Below are 17,557 nucleotides of genomic sequence, written 5' to 3' on the forward strand. Positions count from 1 at the left end.
TGACTTTAGTCACTTTGTGATTTAACTCTGTTCAATCCGCTTAGCCTTAAACAACGACCACATCGCCGGTACCAAAAACATCAGGTTCAACGTCTCCAAAATGGCCGTCATCATAAACACCCCTTGATAACTGACCGCATTAGCGACAACCGAACCCAACATTGGCCCGCTGACACTGCCCATCGCTTGAAACGATTGATTGTAACTGAAAATTCGACCAAATGCCGATTTCGGCACGTAATGGGTCATCAACGTTTGAATGGCTGGTAACATCGCCGCATCCGAGACACCCAATAACGTGCGCCAAACACCCAGTTGCCAAACGTTATGTACCATGCTCATCGGGATAAAACAGATAATGGCGGCAACTAAACCGACACCAAGCACCTTCTCCGGTCCGATGCGGTCACTCAACGCCCCCAACAACGGCGACGCAACCAACGTCACGATCCCTGGCAGTGATGAAATCACCCCGCTGACCATCGCAACTTGACCGCCATGATGCAACAGATCCTTGATCAGCAAACTGATAATTGGCGTGATCGACATGTTGGCCGCTTGAATCACCAGCGTGGTGATGAAGAGGCCCCAGATCAACATCGGGTATTTTAACTCCCGAAAAATTTGTTTGGTTGGCACCATTGCTTGTTTGTCGACTGGCGTGAAGTCCTCATGGACGAATACCAGCGTGGTGACAAACACGATCACCATCATGACCCCGGTGACGTAAAACGAACTCCGGTAGCCGAACGCCTGCGCCAAAACACCACCGGCTAAGGGACCGAGTAGCGTGCCGACCACGTTACCAGTGGCCAACGTTCCCAACGCCTTCCCACTATGATCAATGGGTACACTCGCTGCGACAATGGCGTTCGCGTTGTTAATGTAACCTGAGAAGCACCCCTGAATGGCCCGGAGCACGATCAAAACCCATACATTTGGGACGAACCCACAGGCAGTGATCGTAAATGCCATCCCTAGCGAGGCGCGCAAACACATCAACTTGCGGCCATATTGATCGGCCAACTTGCCCCAGTACGGTGACACGATGGCTTTGGCGAGGAAGGTAATCGCGAAAGCAAAACCACTCAACAGGTTCAATTGCGGTCGCGTAAAATTCCCCAACGTTGCCACGAACAGCGACAGGAAGGGCATCGTCATTGAAAACCCCATCCCCGTCATAAAGTTACCAAACCATAAAAAGTAGAGATTGCGTTGCCAGTTTGGCTGTTTCAATTGTCCTCACCTGCTTACTATGTAATACCAAAAGACACACTGGCGAAGAACATTTTGACAGTGTGTCTTTTGTGATTAATTCAATTGTTATGTTATTACCGTTCGATTCAGTTTCTCTCAGCTACCCATGATACCCCAATGCCATCCGCGCATACCGACTCATTCGTTGCGGGGTCCAAGCGGGCTCCCACTCCAAGTCAATTTTAACTGAGTCGATCTCCGGCAGCTTTTCCAGCGCACTTTCGATCATGTTGGATAACACTTGAGTGATTGGGCAGCCCATGGTCGTTAACGTCATTCTAACCGTAGCCACGCCATCAGTCAAACTCATGCCGTAGATCAATCCTAGATTCACTAAGTCAACGCCTAGTTCTGGGTCGATCACCGACTGCAACGCATCGATCATGCGGTCCTGTAAATCAGCGGCTTTGTCCGCCGCTTCAGCTGTTGCATTTTCCGCCATTGCGAACACCGCCCCTCATGGTTTAATCCTTGGTTTCGTCGTCGGCTTTACCAAACAACTCGTCGGCGCCTAACATGACACCACCAGTGTTGGCTGAGGTTACCAGGTATTGGTAACGCGCCAAGTAACCAAAGCGCACCTTAGGCTGGAATGGCTTCAATGACTTGCGCCGTTCAGCAAATTCCGCTTCGGAAACGTCAACGTCCATCGTCCGGTTCGTCAGATCAATGGTGATCTTGTCGCCGTCATGAATCAAGGCAATTTCACCACCAGCAGCGGCTTCTGGTGACACGTGACCGACACAGATCCCGTGAGTGGCACCGGAGAACCGGCCATCAGTGATCAACGCAACGGTCCGACCTAAGCCACGACCAATGATGTCTGAGGTTGGGTTCAACATTTCAGGCATCCCAGGGCCACCCTTAGGGCCTTCGTAGCGGATGACAACAACGTTGCCCGCCTTAACGGACCCGTTATCGATGCCTTCAACGGCTTCGTCATGGGAGTCAAAGCAGATAGCCGTCCCCACGAATTTGTGGATGTCAGGATCAACCCCGGCAACCTTGATAACTGACCCGTCCTTGGCAATGTTGCCGTAGAGGACGGACAAGCCGCCTTCTTTAGAGTATGGGTTATCCAGTGGCCGAATAACTTCTGGGTTCAGTGTATGCGCACCAGCCACGTTTTCGCGGATCGTCTTCCCGGTCACGGTAATGCGATCTGGGTGTAAGGAGCCGTTTTCAATCAGTTCGTTCATGATGGCAGGAATCCCACCAGCGGCGTGCACGTCTTCCATGTTCCAAGCAGAAGATGGCGCAATTTTGGCCAAATGCGGTGTCCGCTTAGCCACTTCGTTGATTTCAGCTTCGCTGTAGTCAATGCCAGCTTCGTGCGCAATGGCAAGGCCGTGCAAAACAGTGTTGGTTGAACCACCCATGGCCATATCCAAAGCAAAGGCATCGTCTAGCGCTTCCTTGGTGATGATGTCACGTGGCTTCAAATCGTTCTTAACGTTGGTCATGACTTGGCGAGCAGCTTGGCGAACTAATTCGCGCCGTTCGTCAGAAATAGCTAAGGCAGTCCCGTTGTATGGTAAGGCTAACCCGATGGCTTCCATCAAGGAGTTCATTGAGTTGGCGGTGTACATCCCGGCACACGAGCCACAGCTTGGACAGGCGTTTTGTTCCAATTCCAAGAAGTCTTCCTTGCTCATCTTGCCATCTTTGAAGGCCCCAACGGCTTCAAACACAGTGGACAAGTTAGCAGCCTTCCCATTTGGATCAAGGCCGGCCTTCATTGGGCCACCAGAAACGAATGCACATGGCACGTTAGTCCGTAACGAGGCCATGATCATTCCTGGGGTGATCTTGTCACAGTTTGGCATGAATAACACACCATCAAACCAGTGCGCGTTGATCACCGTTTCAGCAGAATCGGCAATGATTTCACGACTTGGCAGTGAATAGCGCATCCCAATGTGGCCCATGGCGATCCCGTCATCGACCCCAATCGTATTAAATTCGAATGGAATCCCACCCGCTTTGCGAATCTCTTCCTTCGCAATATCAGCTAATTCTCTTAAGTGCACGTGCCCTGGAACAATTTCTATGTAGGAGTTACAAATTGCAATAAACGGTTTCTTCATATCTTCGGGATTCTTAACCATCCCGGTAGCGTATAGCAGGCTCCGACCTGGTGCACGATCCACGCCGACTTTAATTTCGTCACTGCGCTTTTGCATGTCGTCACCGCTAACGGTGAAATTCAAGGTATCACTCATTGACATTAACCTCCGATATTCAATTAATTTGAACGCTAGTGAGCAAATTAGACCGCCCCCGATAACGTCCGATTATTAAAAATACTATCATCAAAAATTAATTTGTCAACCAGTGGTTTCCCGGCATCCGTGCTGTAATAGCCGTTTTTCTTATTGATTATCACATCATTTTCTCATACATATAGCTTTAAGGTTGACTATTGCGCACACGCTTCTTGGCCTTATTCGCCACTAAAAAAAGTTTTTCAATTTATTTTCAGACAAGCGAAATTACCGGTCAATCCTTTGATAAGTCTACGATTGGCTTGCACAAACATTGGTAAACGCTAAGCGATTTTATCATTTTCTCATTTACTTTTCATTTTCAGTCTGTTAAGCTACAACCATTCTAGTTATTCAAAGGACGGTGCAACCATGAGCCAAGCAACTTTAAACATTCAAATTATTAAGAAGATTGCCCAAATTATTATTATTTAGATTGCGGGTACTATTTGAATGCCCGCAAATTGCGGGCCCTGCTTGGACAGCCAAGGGCCAGATGGTTCTTGGCTTTTTTGTTGTTATCGGTTTGGATACGGGAAGGAGTCGTTTGTTTCACGTCACATAGTGTCATTGAATTACCCAAATACTTATTCAGGAAGGCGATATTATGCAAGAAACTGATGCTACAAGTGCCCTCACTAAGAAGGGCATCACACGAGATCCAGTTAAAACCGTTATTTTTGCGTCAATGATCGGGACGGCGATCGAATTCTATGATTTCTACGCTTACGGGACTGCCGCAGCGGCGTATTTTCCAAAGGTGTTCTTCCCTGAAGTCACACCCGTTATTGCCACGTTACTGAGTTTATTGACCTTCGGGGTGGCCTTCGTTGCCCGGCCTTTAGGGTCACTGGTTTTTGGTCACTTCGGTGATAAGATCGGCCGTAAAAACACTTTAATTGTCTCGCTATTATTAATGGGCTGCTCAACCGTTTTGATCGGTGTTTTGCCAGGATATGCCACGTTAGGGATCACTTCAGTTATTTTACTGTGTGCATGTCGGTTTATCCAAGGAATCGGCCTTGGTGGTGAATGGTCCGGTGCCGCTTTGGTGGCGACTGAAAATGCGCCAGCCAACAAGCGGGCCCTCTACGGTGCCTTCCCAGAACTGGGTGCGCCATTAGGTTTCTTCCTTAGTAACGGGTTATTCTTCATCTTGGAATCAACGTTGACCCCTGCCCAAATGATCAGCTTCGGCTGGCGGATCCCATTCTTAGCCTCAGCTTTGCTGGTTATCGTTGGTTTCTGGGTTCGGGAACGGATGCAAGAAACCCCATTATTCCGTTTAGCACAAGAACAAAACAACGTTACCAAGTCGCCATTAACAACGGTCTTCAAGACCAGCTGGCGTCAATTGATCCAAGGCACCTTCATCGTTTCAGTGACTTATACGTTGTTCTACACCTTGGCAACTTGGTCATTGACTTACGCTACCACGACGTTAGGCTTTACCAACCGAGAGTACCTGTTAATGTTGATGGCAGCCGTTATCGTCTTTGCCGTGATGATCGTGATTGCCTCTCAATTTGCTGATAAATTAGGTCGGCGGCGTGTGTTGATCACCGCATCCGCTTTACTGGTCGTCTTCTCCGTTGCCTTCCCTTACCTGCTACAAGGTAAACGAAACTTCGTTGGCGCCATGGCATTTCTCATTATCGGCTTCATCTTGATGGGAACCGCCTTTGGCCCAGTCGGCGCAGTGTTGCCAGAACTCTTCTCAACTAAGGTTCGTTACTCAGGTGCCGGCATCTCATATAACGTTGCCGCCATCGTCGGTGCAGCCTTCGCGCCAACCATCGCTACTTGGCTCTCAACCAACTGGGGCATCCAATCAGTTGGTGCTTACCTGGGAATCATGGCCGTGGCTTGCTTGATTTCTTTGGTTACGATTAAGGAGACTAAGGAGGTTGATTTTACAAAGTAGAGAGAGTGTGGAACAGGGCGGTTAGAGACTGGAGCCTAAGGGACTTCCGCCAGAATTCCCGGTTTTTGGGAATTGTGGTGGAAGTCCCTTAGGTGCAAGTCTCTGCCCTGTGGAACACGTTTCGGCTCGAGGACAGCAAAGCAGAGTGTGGAACAAAGCGGTTAGAGAGCGGAGCGTAAGTTACTTTTGCCAGAAACCCCGGTTTTTGGGGTTTGTGGTGAAAGTGACTTACGTGCAGCTCTCTGCTTTGTGGAACACGTTTCGGCTTGAGGATAGTCACGAGCCCAACCCTTGATACTTAAGTAAAAATCCAACCCAAACAATCTAAAAGACGTCATCCCGAAAATCCCCACAAAGGATCTTCACGATGACGTCTTTTTCATTTGTTCTCTATCAAATTTACAAATAATTCTGCCACTACTTTCTAGCACTAACCCGCTCACAGACGGGTTGTTAAGTGCGTTGCTGTCCTCGAGCCGAAGCGAGTTCCACGAAACTGGGAACTATGTGTAAGATAACTTCAGTAAAACCGCCAAAGCCCAGGCGCTTTCACTAAAGTCACCTTACACGCCGTTCCCAAACCGTTTCGTTCCACTCTCTGCTATCTTGGCAAAATCCGCTGCTTTGGATCCTCTGGCAAGGTCACTGGTGGCATTTTAATCACAAGGTGTTGGTTACTTCTCAAAACAGTGTTCATTGGGTTGTTGTTCATCGGTGCGGTCGTTACAGTCATAAGGCAAAACATCCTTTCGTTATTGGCAGTTGCTTTTCTCTATCAACTTAATTACTATAGTTTACCGAGGGGAGCTTAATGGCAACTTAACTGGAGCTTAACGTTAACTTAAATTGACTGTTTTGATTAGAAATGTGTGTTTTAGTATTGTGGCCTTCGTTTTATTGAGTGGTTTCGGCGACGTGCTTTCCCACTACATTATTTTCGGTGCTTATTGAATTAGACTTCTTGGGGTTCCGTTTGTTTTGACTTAACTTGTTAGCCTTTAGCGCTTTCCGGCCACCGCGCCGAAACGTGCGAACTGAAGCAAAGTGTTATTACACAGTGCGCCTCGATTTCCATCCAGTTTCGGCGACGTGCTTTCCTATTACGTTGTTTTCGGCGCTTGGTGGATTGGTCTTCTTGGGGTTCCGTTTGATTTGGCTAACCTGTCAGCCTTTAGCGCCTTCCGGCCACCGCGCCGAAACGTGCGAACTGAAGCAAAGTGTTATTACACAGTGCGCCTCGATTTCCGTCCGGTTTCGGCGACGTGCTTTCCTATTACGTTGTTTTCGGCGCTTGGTAGATTGGTCTTCTTGGGGGTCCATTTCATTTGGCTAACCTGTCAGCCTTTAGCGTCTTCCGGCTACCGCGCCGAAACGTGCGAACTGAAGCAAAGAGTTGCATACAAGAAGCCCCCAGTAAGACTACCCCAAAACCGGGTAGTCTTACTGGGGGCTTCTTGTACTCCACTCTTTAACCGCTTCAGTTCGCACTCTACGCCTTCTTATTCTTCATCAACCTTGCCTGATCCGCCAACGGACAGCCGACCTCTGAACAACTATGGCAGCCAGATTCGGCACCTTTTTTGAAGAAGCGTAAGTAAACAACTAAAATCACTGCAACCAAGATAAACGCTGCTAAGATAATTGTCGACATCGCCAAAACTCCCTTCGTTTGTCACCACTCGCGTTAGCTCAACGTTAACTCGGGTTCTGCTTGTTCTCGTTTTAAGAAGACACCGTAGATCATTAATCCCAACGCAACCGCGGCAATGATCAGCCCGACTGGTGAGAAGTTCGCCGCAAACACTTGCGACCCTTGATAAATTACGACTGAGGCCATGTAGGCAACTAAGGTTTGATACCCCACTGCCCGCAGCGTCCAGCCCGTATCACCAAACTCCTTGTACATCGTCCCGATAGACGCAAAGCACGGGGCACACAGGAGGTTAAATACTAAGAACGCATAACCAGCCATCGGGGTGTACACTGTCCGGAGTGCCGTCGCAAAGGCCGCCTGATTACTGCCGGCACCAAAGGTAATGTGCAAAACACCCACACAGTTCTCTTTAGCAACCAACCCAGCGATAACGGCTACGGTTGCGTGCCAGTCGCCAAATCCAAGTGGCGCAAACAGCGGTGCAATCAGTGAACCCAATGTCTTCAACATACTCTGATTCTGCCCTACCATTTGGAGGCGCCAGTTAAAGCTCGACAGGAACCAGATGCCCACGCAGGATAGGAAAATGATCGTCCCCGCCTTGATCACGAACGACCGGGCTCGCAACCAAACGCTTTGGACCATGTTAGTAAATCGTGGCAAGTGATAAGCTGGCAGTTCCATCACAAACGGCGCCGGCGCACCACTGAACAACTTCGTCTTCTTAAGGAAGATGCCGGAAAATACCACGGCGAGGATGCCCATAAAGTAAGCCGATGGCGCCACCCAGGTATTTTGCGGGAAGAAGGTGCCGCTGACCAACGCGATAATGGTCAGCTTTGCGGAACAGGGCATGAACGTCGTTAGCATGATCGTCATCCGACGGTCCTTTTCGCTTTCAATCGTTCGCGTCGCCATGATACCGGGAACGCCGCAACCAGTCGCAATCAGCATCGGGATGAACGATTTGCCGGAGAGGTTAAACCGGTGAAAGACGCGGTCCATCACGAATGAGATGCGTGCCATGTAGCCACAATCTTCAAGAATGCCTAAACATAGGAATAGCATCATGATTTGTGGTAAGAAGCCCAGCACCGAACCGATCCCGTTGATGATCCCGTTCACCACCAAACTCTTCAGCCACGGTTGGATGTGCCACATCGTTAGCACGTTGGTAGCAAAATTCGGCACCCATTTACCAAACAGGACGTCGTTCATCCAGTTACTTCCAATCGTCCCAACCGTTTGAATCGACAGGTAGTAGACGACCCACATGACGAACACGAAGATTGGTAACGCCAGAAAGCGGTTCGTCACCACTCGATCGACTCGATCACTCCACGACATTCGGAAATCATCCGCATCGATCACGCACATGTTCATCACCCGAGCGATAAAGTCGTACCGCGCATTAACGACGATACTATCACTCACATCATCGTAGATTTTTTCGGTGGTGTTGATGGTGGCCTCAATTTCGCGTTCCTGTTCCGGCGTTAACGTTAGGGTGTCACTGATTTCTTCGTCGCGTTCAAATAACTTAATAGCGTACCAGCGCAGTTGCTTCGCCGGCACGACTTCGCGAATTTGGTCACTGATCATACTGATGGCGGATTCTAGTCGGCCATCATACTCCGGATAACTATATTCCGGGATCTTCGTTGCTTCTAGCTGGTTGATCAGTTGCGGCATATGTTGCTTCTTCAGCGCACTAATGCTGACGACGGGCACCCCTAATATGTATTCGAGTTTCTTTAAATTAATTTTCCGGTTGCCTTCTTTTTGCAGGCGGTCCATCATGTTGAGTCCCATGACCAGTGGGATTCCCGTTTCCATTAGCTGAAGCGTGAGGTAGAGATTTCGTTCCAAGTTAGTCGCATCCACCACGTCAAGCAACCGGTCCGCTTGGTCGTTAAGCAGGTAGTTTCGGGTAATAATCTCTTCAGAACTATATGGCGACAGCGAATAGATACCGGGCAAGTCTTGAATTTCAATCTGATGATCTTGCTTTAGCTTGCCACTCTTTCGTTCAATCGTCACACCCGGCCAATTACCGATATGTTGGTTAGACCCGGTCAACGCGTTAAACAGCGTGGTCTTTCCGCTATTTGGATTGCCCACCAAGGCAAGGGTCGTACTCATGTCCATTCGTCATCAACCTCCTCTAACAAAATACAAGCGGCTTCCTGTTTACGTAAACTCAGTTTATAGCCCCGAACGATCAACTCGATTGGATCGCCCAGCGGTGCCACTTGCTTGATTTTAATCAACGTATTATTCGTCAGTCCCATATCCATTAACCGCCGTCGCAACGCTCGGTCACCCAGAATTTTTCGAATGACTCCCGCCTGTTTAACGTGCAGGTCAGCTAAGGACTTCAATTTTACTGGGGATTTATCATCAACGTTTCGAACAACGATCCGCTGCGCAATATCGTTACTGATGGCCAAACGTTGACCTTGAAAGTAGATCATCATGCCAGAGCTATCCGTGGCTAACGAAATCACCGTCACGTTCTTCCCGGCAATCATGCCAATTTCCGCCAAATGCTTAACGAGTCGCGTCTCGCCAATCACTTGGACGATGATGTACTTTCCACGTTCCTTTAATTCAGATAAGGCCTTCACATTGTCACGTCCTTCTACACAGCAATTAATGACTTAAATATAGCATATTTTGGATATAATTTCACATTGTATTTTAATCTTAACATTCATTGGCATCCCTCGTAAAATAACCTTTATCAAATTGGACATATAATAGGAAGGTTTTGTTTTGAAAGTACAGTTGTTGGTAACCTAAAAAGTCCCGGCAAATCGCCAGGACGCTATGATTGTCGAATCATCGACCGCAACTACCCAAACTATGCAAAGTAGGTTACGCCTCACCCGTTTCCGCCGGCGTCATCAACAGATAACCCCAAGCGATTAACAACACTACCGCTGGCACAACCACGGTGAAGTCACCCATCCACTGACGCAAAAATGCGACTAAGCCAGCGCCAATTGCGAAGGTTAACATAATCGTGCCAGTGCGTCGTAATTGCTGACTTGCCGCGGCATCATGGCGCCACGTCGCACTGAAAAAGCTATCAGCAAGTGTTCGCAGGTTCCCCGTCATCATTAACGGCGTGAACGGCCCTGCATTTAACCTTCTGAACTCCTGCAACTCAGCAGCAGCTGCGATTGATAAAAACACCGTTGCAACCTGATCAGAAACCCACGGGCTGATGGCCGCACTGACTAGTAATAGCGCTGCCGCATAGAGCACGATCGTTTCCCTACGCGTCTTATCATGCGCCCCCAACCACGCATGTTCTTGAAGGGCGCGCACAATAATCGTCCCGATAAAGAACGCTGCCAACGATATCAAATAGCGTCCACTGCCAGCGAAGTGACCTTGGCCTAATTGAACACCGAATAGAATTAAATTCCCCGTTTGCAATCCAGCAAATACTTCCCCATGTTCAAGGTAGGAATAGGCATCAAGCCCACCTGCGGCCATGGTCAGTAAGGCCCCAAACGCCGTGCGTTCGTGCCAGACAATTTGTTTCACAATGATCACCTTCCCCTCAAAATGCTGCCTTATTGTAGCAGGAATCTGGAAGGCGAACAAATACTTTAGCTCAAAGAAAACCGCCCCATATTGCTGGTGTGACTGCGCATGCCAGGTGATATGGGGCGATTCTATTGTGTATTAGATTGAGGTTATTGGTGCGAGTTGATTTGGCGTGTTTGAGGGCGAAGTTTAGGCGATGTGAGGAAGTTGATGGTGAAAATATTTTTTAGCGGTGACGTCTTGGGATGGTATGAACCTATACCTAATACATTTCCGTGCACTGCGTTCCTATCCTCGAGCCTAAACGTGTTCCACAAAACTGAAAACTGCACCTAAGTTACTCCCGACATAAAGCCGAAAACCACGCCTTTCTGTCGGGAGTAACTTAGGCTCCGCTTTCAACCCGTTTTGTTCCACACTCTCTGCGTTCTTGTCCTCAAGTCTAAACGTGTTCCGAGAGGCAGGGACTTGCACCCAAGGGACTTCCACCACAATCCCCAAAACCCAGGGATTATGGTGGAAGTCCCTTGGGCTCCAGTCCCTAACCGCCTCTCTCCACACTCTCTCTACTTTGGATACACCGCCAACCGATCTCCCCGCATCGTTACCGTTTGAATCGGCTTTTGGTAAAAGTCAGAGAGCGTCTTTTCGTTCAAAATATCATGCCGGGCACCCTGATCGATGATTTCGCCATGCCGAAGTAACAGCACGTTTTGGAAGCATGGGAGCATCTCTTCCGTATAGTGAGACACCATTAATAATGCTGGATGATCCGGCATTTCGGCGATTTGGGCAACCCGTTTTAGTAATTCTTCACGCGCAAATAAGTCGAGGCCGTTGCATGGTTCGTCCAGGATCAATAGTTGCGGATGGGCCATCATTGCGCGAGCAATCAAAATCAATTGGCGTTCCCCTTGCGAAAGAATGGCGTATGGGCGTCCTAACAACTTAGCACCACCCATGTCAGTTAACACCTGCCGCGCTTCTTCAACGTCGGCCTCCGTTACCTCTTGGTAAACTCCGATACTAGCGAATTTACCAGAGAGCACGATACTTTCAACTGAATCGCCAGGATGCAGTTGATCCTGTAGCGCCGTGCTGACCCAGCCGACCTTGGTCTTTAATTCGGGAATGTTGACGTGACCAAAGACACCACCTAACACTTCAAGGTGACCGCTAGTTGGCCATAAATCACCCTGGATCATCTTTAACATGGTTGTCTTTCCGGCACCATTAAGGCCTAGGATGGCCCAATTTTCGCCCTTCTTCACTTCCCAGTTGATGTGCTTTAAGATTTCTTTGTAGCCTTGACGGGCAACGCCACGGGTGACGGAGACGTCGTCAAATTTTAGGATTCGTTCCATTGGAGCACCTCTTTCGATAATGAGTTAAGTTATGTAGGATTCCCGTCGTGAGTTGGGTGGCGGGAATGTTTTGTTTATTTGTTATTGATGACGTTGTTACGGAGCGGAATCGTTTTAGAGCACGCTGCACACTGTGTGGTACCGGCGACGTGCTTTGCTATTACGTTGTTTTCGGCGCTTGGTTGGCTTTGACTTCTTGGGGTTCAGTTTCCACTGTGAGGTTTGTCTGCCTTAAGAACCTTCTGGCCACCGCGCCGAAACGTGCGAAATAGGGCAAAGACCTGCACATAAATGCCTTTCACCTAAAAGCCCCAAAAACCGGGACAGTTTGCTTATACCATGTGGTACCGGCGACGCACTTTGCTATTACGTTGTTTTCGGCGCTTGGTTGGCTTTGACTTCTTGGGGTTCAGTTTCCACTGTGAAGTTTGTCTGCCTTAAGAACCTTCTGGCCACCGCGCCGAAACGTGCGAAATAAAACTGAGCGTTGCACCTAAGGGCGTCCCACCCAAAAGCCAAGCCCGGGCCCGTTCGCTTACGCAATGTGGTGCTGGCGACGTGCTTTGCTATTACGTTGTTTTCGGCGCTTGGTTGGCTTTTCGTTCTTGGGGTTCAGTTTCCACTGTGAAGTTTGTCTGCCTTAAGAACCTTCTGACCACCGCGCCGAAACGTGCGAAATAGGGCAAAGACCTGCACATAAGTGCCTTCCGCCTAAAAGCCCCAAAACCCGGGGCTTTTAGGCGGAAGGCACTTATGCTCCGGTCTCTGGGCGCCCTATTTCGCACTCTAAAAAAAGAGACCCCAACCCAAACCTCTCTGGGTTCGAATTCGAATCTCTCTTTTATTAATCTAATTAACTCGCGAAAGGAATCAGATTAGTTTTCTGGCGTACTGTACTTGTCAGCTTCAGTAACGAATGGCATGTGGGCACGGAGTTCTGCACCAACTTGTGACAATTGTGAGTTAGCTGAACGTTCACGCATCTTGTACAAGTCTGGGAAGCCGGCACGGTAGTCATCCATAAAGTTCTTGGCAAAAGTACCGTCTTGGATTTCCTTCAAAGCTTGCTTCATAGCAGCCTTTGATTCTGGGCCGATGACACGAGGTCCGATGACGTATGAACCGTATTCTGAAGTGTTTGAGCAATCGGCGTACATCTTGTTGAAGCCGCCTTCGTAGATCAGGTCACAGATCAACTTCATTTCGTGTTCAACTTCGAAGTAAGCCAACTGTGGTGAGTACCCGTCTTCAGTCAAGACTTCGAAACCAGTTTCGATAAGGGAAGTAACACCACCCATAAGGACGTTTTGTTCACCGAAGAGGTCTTCATCAGTTTCTTCCTTGAACGTAGTCTTCAAGAGGCCGGCACGAGCGGCACCGTTACCCTTGGCGAATTCCTTTGAAAGGTCTTCGGCATGGCCAGAGAAGTCTTGTTCGTAACCGTATAATGCGGGAACACCAAAACCTTCTTTGTAAGTACGACGGCAAAGGTTACCTGGGCCTTTAGGGGCCATCATAACAACGTCAACGTTGGTAGGAGGAACGATTTCTTTGTAGTACACGTTGAAACCATGTGAGAAGCCTAATACGTTACCTTCTTCAAGGTTAGGCGCAATGGATTCTTTGTAAACGTCTGACATCACTTCATCAGGAGTTAACATTTGGATCCAGTCAGCTTGCTTAGCTGCTTCTGCTGGGGTGAATACATCGAAGCCGTCAGTCTTGGCAGCGTCAAATGACTTACCTGGACGAACACCGACGATAACATCGTAGCCTGAATCGCGTAAGTTGTTAGCTTGGGCGTGACCTTGGGCACCATAGCCGATAAACGCGATTTTCTTACCTTGCAAATAGTTAGTGGTAACATCTTTTTCGTACAACATTTCTACACTCATGTGAATTCCTCCGATATATGTAATGAATTTTTTATAATTGTGGTGCAACAGTGGTTAACAACCGCTGTTATATGAACGTTCCTGTGACCTTATACGCCTCACCTCCTTAAAGTGTGAGCGGGTAGTTACATGCCGATCATTTCGTTGTTCTTGTGACCTGGGGTAACCCATGGGTAGGCTTGTTCTGCGTCTGAAACTGGGACTTCAATTAAAGTCGTTGCTGGATCCGCAAAAATGTCCTTCATTTGAGCATCCAAGTCTTCATCCTTAGATAACTTGCGGTACTTTAAGCCGTACGCTTCCATTAACTTTTCAAAATCTGGTTGTTGATGGAATTCTGACCGGTAATAGTGTTGGCCGAAGAAGGCGCCTTGCCATTGCCGAATCATGCCTAACACGTTGTTGTTTAACAAGAAGATCTTGATGTTAATGTCTTCGGTAGCGGCAACTTCGAGTTCTTCACTCGTCATCTGGAAGCCACCATCACCAACGAATAAGATCGTTTCCTTGTCAGGTCGAGCTAACTTAGCCCCTAAAGCAGCTGGTAAGCCGTAACCCATTGTCCCAAATCCGCCAGAAGTGATGATTTGACGTGGTCGGTTAAATGGATAAGCGTGAGCGGCCCACATTTGGTGTTGGCCAACGTCGGTAACAACAGTTGCGTCACCGTTCGTTGCGCGCCCAGCGGCAGCAATCACTTCTTCTGGATCAAAGGTATCAGGTTGATCTGCACCCTTTGCCCGATCAGGCTTCGTGCCCCGCCATTCAGCGGTAGTCTTGCGCCATTCAGAAGTGTCACCAGGTTGGGTATCGCTTGCTAAGATAGCTTTTAAAGCAGCCTTAGCATCTGCATTTACCGCAAACTTGGTTTCGAACGTCTTGTTTAATTCTTTCGTATCAATGTCAATATGTAGAATTGTCTTGCCGTCCGTGTAGCCTGCTGGGGTTGGAACTAACCGATCATCGAATCGAGAACCGATGTTGACGATAAAGTCGGTTTCGGCTAACGCCATGTTTGATGCGTAAGTGCCGTGGTGACCACCCATGCCTAAGAATAATGGATCGTCATCTTTCACGTTCCCTAATCCTAGTAAGGTTGAAACGGTTGGTAATTGCCATTTATGTATAAACTCATTGAATTCGTCGGTTGCTTCTGATAATGTGATCCCGCCACCGGCGATTGCAATTGGCTTCTTGGCTTGACTTAAAGCTTTCAATCCGGCTTCAAGCGTTTCAGTTGAGAAGTCTTGACCCTTTGCTTCTGGCTGAGCCTTCGCATCTGGATCAAAGGTTGCTTCACCACCAAGAACATCCTTCGGTAAGTCGATCAATACTGGTCCTTTACGACCTTCTTGTGCGATTTCAAAGGCGCGCTTGATCGTTTGTTGTAATTCAGCAGCGTTCTTAGGTTGGAAGTTGGCTTTAACGATTGGCTTTGAAACGCCGATGATGTCAAGTTCCTGGAAAGCTTCAGTGCCTAAAACGGCGTGTCCAACTTGGCCAGTGAAAACAACTAATGGTACGGAATCCATCATGGCATCAGCGATACCGGTGATTGTGTTACTAGCACCTGGACCACTTGTGACGATAACGGCACCCGTTTTACCAGTTGCTTTAGCGTAGCCCTCAGCTGCATGTGTTGCGCCCTGTTCGTGACGAACGAGGATACAGTTGAAATCGTCATCGTACATGGCATCGAATAATCCTAAAATAACGCCACCTGGATAACCGAAAATTTTGTCTACGCCTTGTTGCTTTAAACTATCGACAAGGATCGCGGCCCCTGATTCAACTTTATTTGCACACAATATTGATTCACATCCTTTCGAGATATCAAACCTAATCTCACGAAACGAAAATGAAAATTAGATTAACTTGTTGGTGTTGCGTTTGTGCTATGTGCTTCGTGATGTGTATTACTTTAACATCTCCGTGAGAATTGTCAACACGAAATCTAATGTTTTTTTAATTTAGTTATGCATTTTGTTTTTTTATACTACTTAATAACGCTGGTGAAAATATTTTAACTTTTTTAATTCAGGATAGCCTTAATACCAGCGCTGGCCGTCAATTTGCTAAAAGCTCATCATTTGATCATCAACAAAATCCCCACTAAAATAACTATTAATATGCAAAAACTTCCTATTAATACACCCGGACACTTTAAGTTTCTCTAATCTAAATTTAAATTTGCTTTACCCCTATCCTTTTGTGATAAACTGTGCTATATTAAACAGAAATGAGAACACGATTAAGAAATTCAACGTGGAAAAAGTAATCGCGCAGGTTCGGCTCAGAGAATTCCGGTAAGCTGAAACGGAATCCAACCCAACGACGAAAGTAGCTCCATGGTAACTTGATTTCTGGCTCTGGCCATTATCCCAGCTGGTACGCAACCGCGTATCAGATAAGACAGTCAATTAATAACTGTAAAATAACGGTGGTACCGCGTTAAAAGCGCCCTTTGAAGAACTCGCTTCTTCAAAGGGCGCTTTCTTGTTGTTCTCAAACGTCACCACCACAGTCGATAACTCACTTAATTCTTTGAAAGGAATGATATCAATGACATCTAGTATTATCCTAGCAACCGCTAATGCACCAATGGCAAAATATTTTGAATCCCAAGGGTTTGATTCACTCTACTTAGACCAAAACTCCGTGGCTGCTCAATTATTAGGCCCCAACACTGATGAAGCGCTCAGCCTACCCGAATATGCCCAGTATCTTAAGTGCATGAGGACCACTACTGATGTCAAGTTATTGGCTGAAGCAGCACCCACCTTTACTGACGCAACCAGCATCGCCGACACGGCCGCAACTTTGGCAGACAACGGCGCCGACACGATCATCATTAACGACTTCGATGCCGAGGGTCACCCCTACACCACCCTTAACTTCAACAAACTGTTGAAGCAGGTGAGTAAACGCTTAGCTGGCACCGACATCGAACTCATGATCAACCTCAGTGGTTTTGAAACTTACGGCTTGAAGGGCATCCAAGAACGCATCAAGATTGCCCGGACCGCCAACATTGACGCCATCACCCTGAGCCAACTGAACATCAAAGCTTTAACCGCCGTTGCACCATTGCTTGCCAAATCCACCGATATTGGCCTGTGCATCGACAACAACCAACTGAACTTCGGGACCGCTCAATCATTGGAACCCGCCTTCATCTTGGATACTTACCACCCAATGATCGCCTCAAACCAGTGGATTCAAAAAACTGGTGAATCGGTGATTACTCGGATTTACATGGGTAACTAAATTTAAATCATTAGAAGTCCCCACTAGCAATCATGCTGGTGGGGACTTTTTCATGTTGATTTGTAAACACTATATAATAGGAAGAAAGGCGTTAATTTTTATGCATTGATTCACCAAATGATTCATGTTTTAATCGTTGATTACCCTTGATATAACAACGTTTATAGGCGGTTGATTTTAATTGGCGTAATTCGACATTGCATTTACCCACTAATTCCAAGATATTCATTCACTTTTATAACTTAGTTTGATTACCAATTATCACAAATTTAAGTCATTTTCTACGGAATTTCATAACGTTTAAGTAATAGATACATATCTTTTACACAACCAACAACGAACCTTTACATCCACTTGCTACACTCTTAGTTGAG

At 47.6% G+C, this 17,557-nt stretch carries 13 protein-coding genes; 2 read left to right on the top strand and 11 right to left on the bottom strand.

The genetic code is table 11. The features are described 5' to 3' along the window. Window positions 1-21 precede the first annotated feature (21 nt). From ACYVR3_RS01915 to ilvD, 3 genes are all read right to left on the bottom strand, one after another. The gene (locus ACYVR3_RS01915) at window positions 22-1,236 is read right to left on the bottom strand and encodes a multidrug efflux MFS transporter (RefSeq protein ID WP_461242912.1); all 1,215 of its coding nucleotides are present in this window, start codon (window positions 1,234-1,236) and stop codon (window positions 22-24) included. A 121-nt stretch (window positions 1,237-1,357) separates the two neighbouring features. Continuing rightward, a complete protein-coding gene (locus ACYVR3_RS01920; protein WP_461242913.1) occupies window positions 1,358-1,699 on the bottom strand; it encodes a metal-sulfur cluster assembly factor in 342 nt (113 codons plus the stop codon). A gap of 22 nt (window positions 1,700-1,721) precedes the next feature. After that, entirely contained in the window at window positions 1,722-3,479 is a 1,758-nt protein-coding gene (gene ilvD / locus ACYVR3_RS01925) for a dihydroxy-acid dehydratase (protein ID WP_054733431.1), read from the bottom strand. 649 nt (window positions 3,480-4,128) lie between these two features. On the opposite strand from ilvD, the gene ACYVR3_RS01930 reads away from it, so the two are divergent. Beyond that, window positions 4,129-5,445 (top strand): MFS transporter, encoded by a 1,317-nt coding sequence (locus ACYVR3_RS01930; RefSeq protein WP_461242914.1) that lies wholly within the window; start codon window positions 4,129-4,131, stop codon window positions 5,443-5,445. A gap of 601 nt (window positions 5,446-6,046) precedes the next feature. On the opposite strand, the gene ACYVR3_RS01935 is transcribed toward ACYVR3_RS01930, so the two are convergent. The 8 genes from ACYVR3_RS01935 to ilvB form a co-directional block, all read right to left on the bottom strand. Beyond that, window positions 6,047-6,178 carry a hypothetical protein gene (locus tag ACYVR3_RS01935; RefSeq protein WP_461242915.1) on the bottom strand — a complete coding sequence of 44 codons (132 nt, stop codon included), beginning with the start codon at window positions 6,176-6,178 and terminating at the stop codon, window positions 6,047-6,049. Between the two features lie 756 nt (window positions 6,179-6,934). After that, a complete protein-coding gene (locus ACYVR3_RS01940; RefSeq protein WP_156301651.1) occupies window positions 6,935-7,096 on the bottom strand; it encodes a FeoB-associated Cys-rich membrane protein in 162 nt (53 codons plus the stop codon). A gap of 33 nt (window positions 7,097-7,129) precedes the next feature. Then, window positions 7,130-9,247: a ferrous iron transport protein B gene (feoB, locus tag ACYVR3_RS01945; protein WP_461242916.1), complete on the bottom strand. Its 2,118-nt coding sequence runs from the start codon at window positions 9,245-9,247 to the stop codon at window positions 7,130-7,132. Next, window positions 9,238-9,726, bottom strand: a complete 489-nt coding sequence (locus ACYVR3_RS01950) for a FeoA family protein (RefSeq protein WP_057151629.1) — start codon at window positions 9,724-9,726, stop codon at window positions 9,238-9,240. The genes feoB and ACYVR3_RS01950 overlap by 10 nt, the downstream gene beginning before the upstream one ends. 250 nt (window positions 9,727-9,976) lie before the next feature. After that, window positions 9,977-10,654, bottom strand: coding sequence for a YoaK family protein (locus ACYVR3_RS01955; RefSeq protein WP_461242917.1), 678 nt, complete (start codon window positions 10,652-10,654; stop codon window positions 9,977-9,979). A 569-nt stretch (window positions 10,655-11,223) separates the two neighbouring features. Beyond that, complete coding sequence (locus tag ACYVR3_RS01960; protein WP_461242918.1) at window positions 11,224-12,021, bottom strand: ABC transporter ATP-binding protein; 798 nt, start codon at window positions 12,019-12,021, stop codon at window positions 11,224-11,226. An 875-nt stretch (window positions 12,022-12,896) separates the two neighbouring features. Further along, a complete protein-coding gene (ilvC, locus tag ACYVR3_RS01965; protein WP_461242919.1) occupies window positions 12,897-13,916 on the bottom strand; it encodes a ketol-acid reductoisomerase in 1,020 nt (339 codons plus the stop codon). A gap of 125 nt (window positions 13,917-14,041) precedes the next feature. Further along, window positions 14,042-15,724, bottom strand: coding sequence for a biosynthetic-type acetolactate synthase large subunit (gene ilvB, locus ACYVR3_RS01970; RefSeq protein ID WP_461242920.1), 1,683 nt, complete (start codon window positions 15,722-15,724; stop codon window positions 14,042-14,044). Between the two features lie 754 nt (window positions 15,725-16,478). On the opposite strand from ilvB, the gene ACYVR3_RS01975 reads away from it, so the two are divergent. After that, complete coding sequence (locus ACYVR3_RS01975) at window positions 16,479-17,183, top strand: hypothetical protein (protein WP_054733423.1); 705 nt, start codon at window positions 16,479-16,481, stop codon at window positions 17,181-17,183. Window positions 17,184-17,557: the final 374 nt, after the last annotated feature.

The sequence above is a fragment of the Secundilactobacillus muriivasis genome (assembly GCF_054785195.1).

What these genes read in the sequence shown, in the direction of transcription:
- ACYVR3_RS01920 (WP_461242913.1), bottom strand. Translation starts at nt 1,699, where the DNA reads ATGGCGGAAAATGCAACAGCTGAAGCGGCGGACAAAGCCGCTGATTTA.
- ilvD (WP_054733431.1), bottom strand. Translation starts at nt 3,479, where the DNA reads ATGAGTGATACCTTGAATTTCACCGTTAGCGGTGACGACATGCAAAAG.
- ACYVR3_RS01930 (WP_461242914.1), top strand. Translation starts at nt 4,129, where the DNA reads ATGCAAGAAACTGATGCTACAAGTGCCCTCACTAAGAAGGGCATCACA.
- ACYVR3_RS01935 (WP_461242915.1), bottom strand. Translation starts at nt 6,178, where the DNA reads ATGACTGTAACGACCGCACCGATGAACAACAACCCAATGAACACTGTT.
- ACYVR3_RS01940 (WP_156301651.1), bottom strand. Translation starts at nt 7,096, where the DNA reads ATGTCGACAATTATCTTAGCAGCGTTTATCTTGGTTGCAGTGATTTTA.
- feoB (WP_461242916.1), bottom strand. Translation starts at nt 9,247, where the DNA reads ATGGACATGAGTACGACCCTTGCCTTGGTGGGCAATCCAAATAGCGGA.
- ACYVR3_RS01960 (WP_461242918.1), bottom strand. Translation starts at nt 12,021, where the DNA reads ATGGAACGAATCCTAAAATTTGACGACGTCTCCGTCACCCGTGGCGTT.
- ilvC (WP_461242919.1), bottom strand. Translation starts at nt 13,916, where the DNA reads ATGAGTGTAGAAATGTTGTACGAAAAAGATGTTACCACTAACTATTTG.
- ACYVR3_RS01975 (WP_054733423.1), top strand. Translation starts at nt 16,479, where the DNA reads ATGACATCTAGTATTATCCTAGCAACCGCTAATGCACCAATGGCAAAA.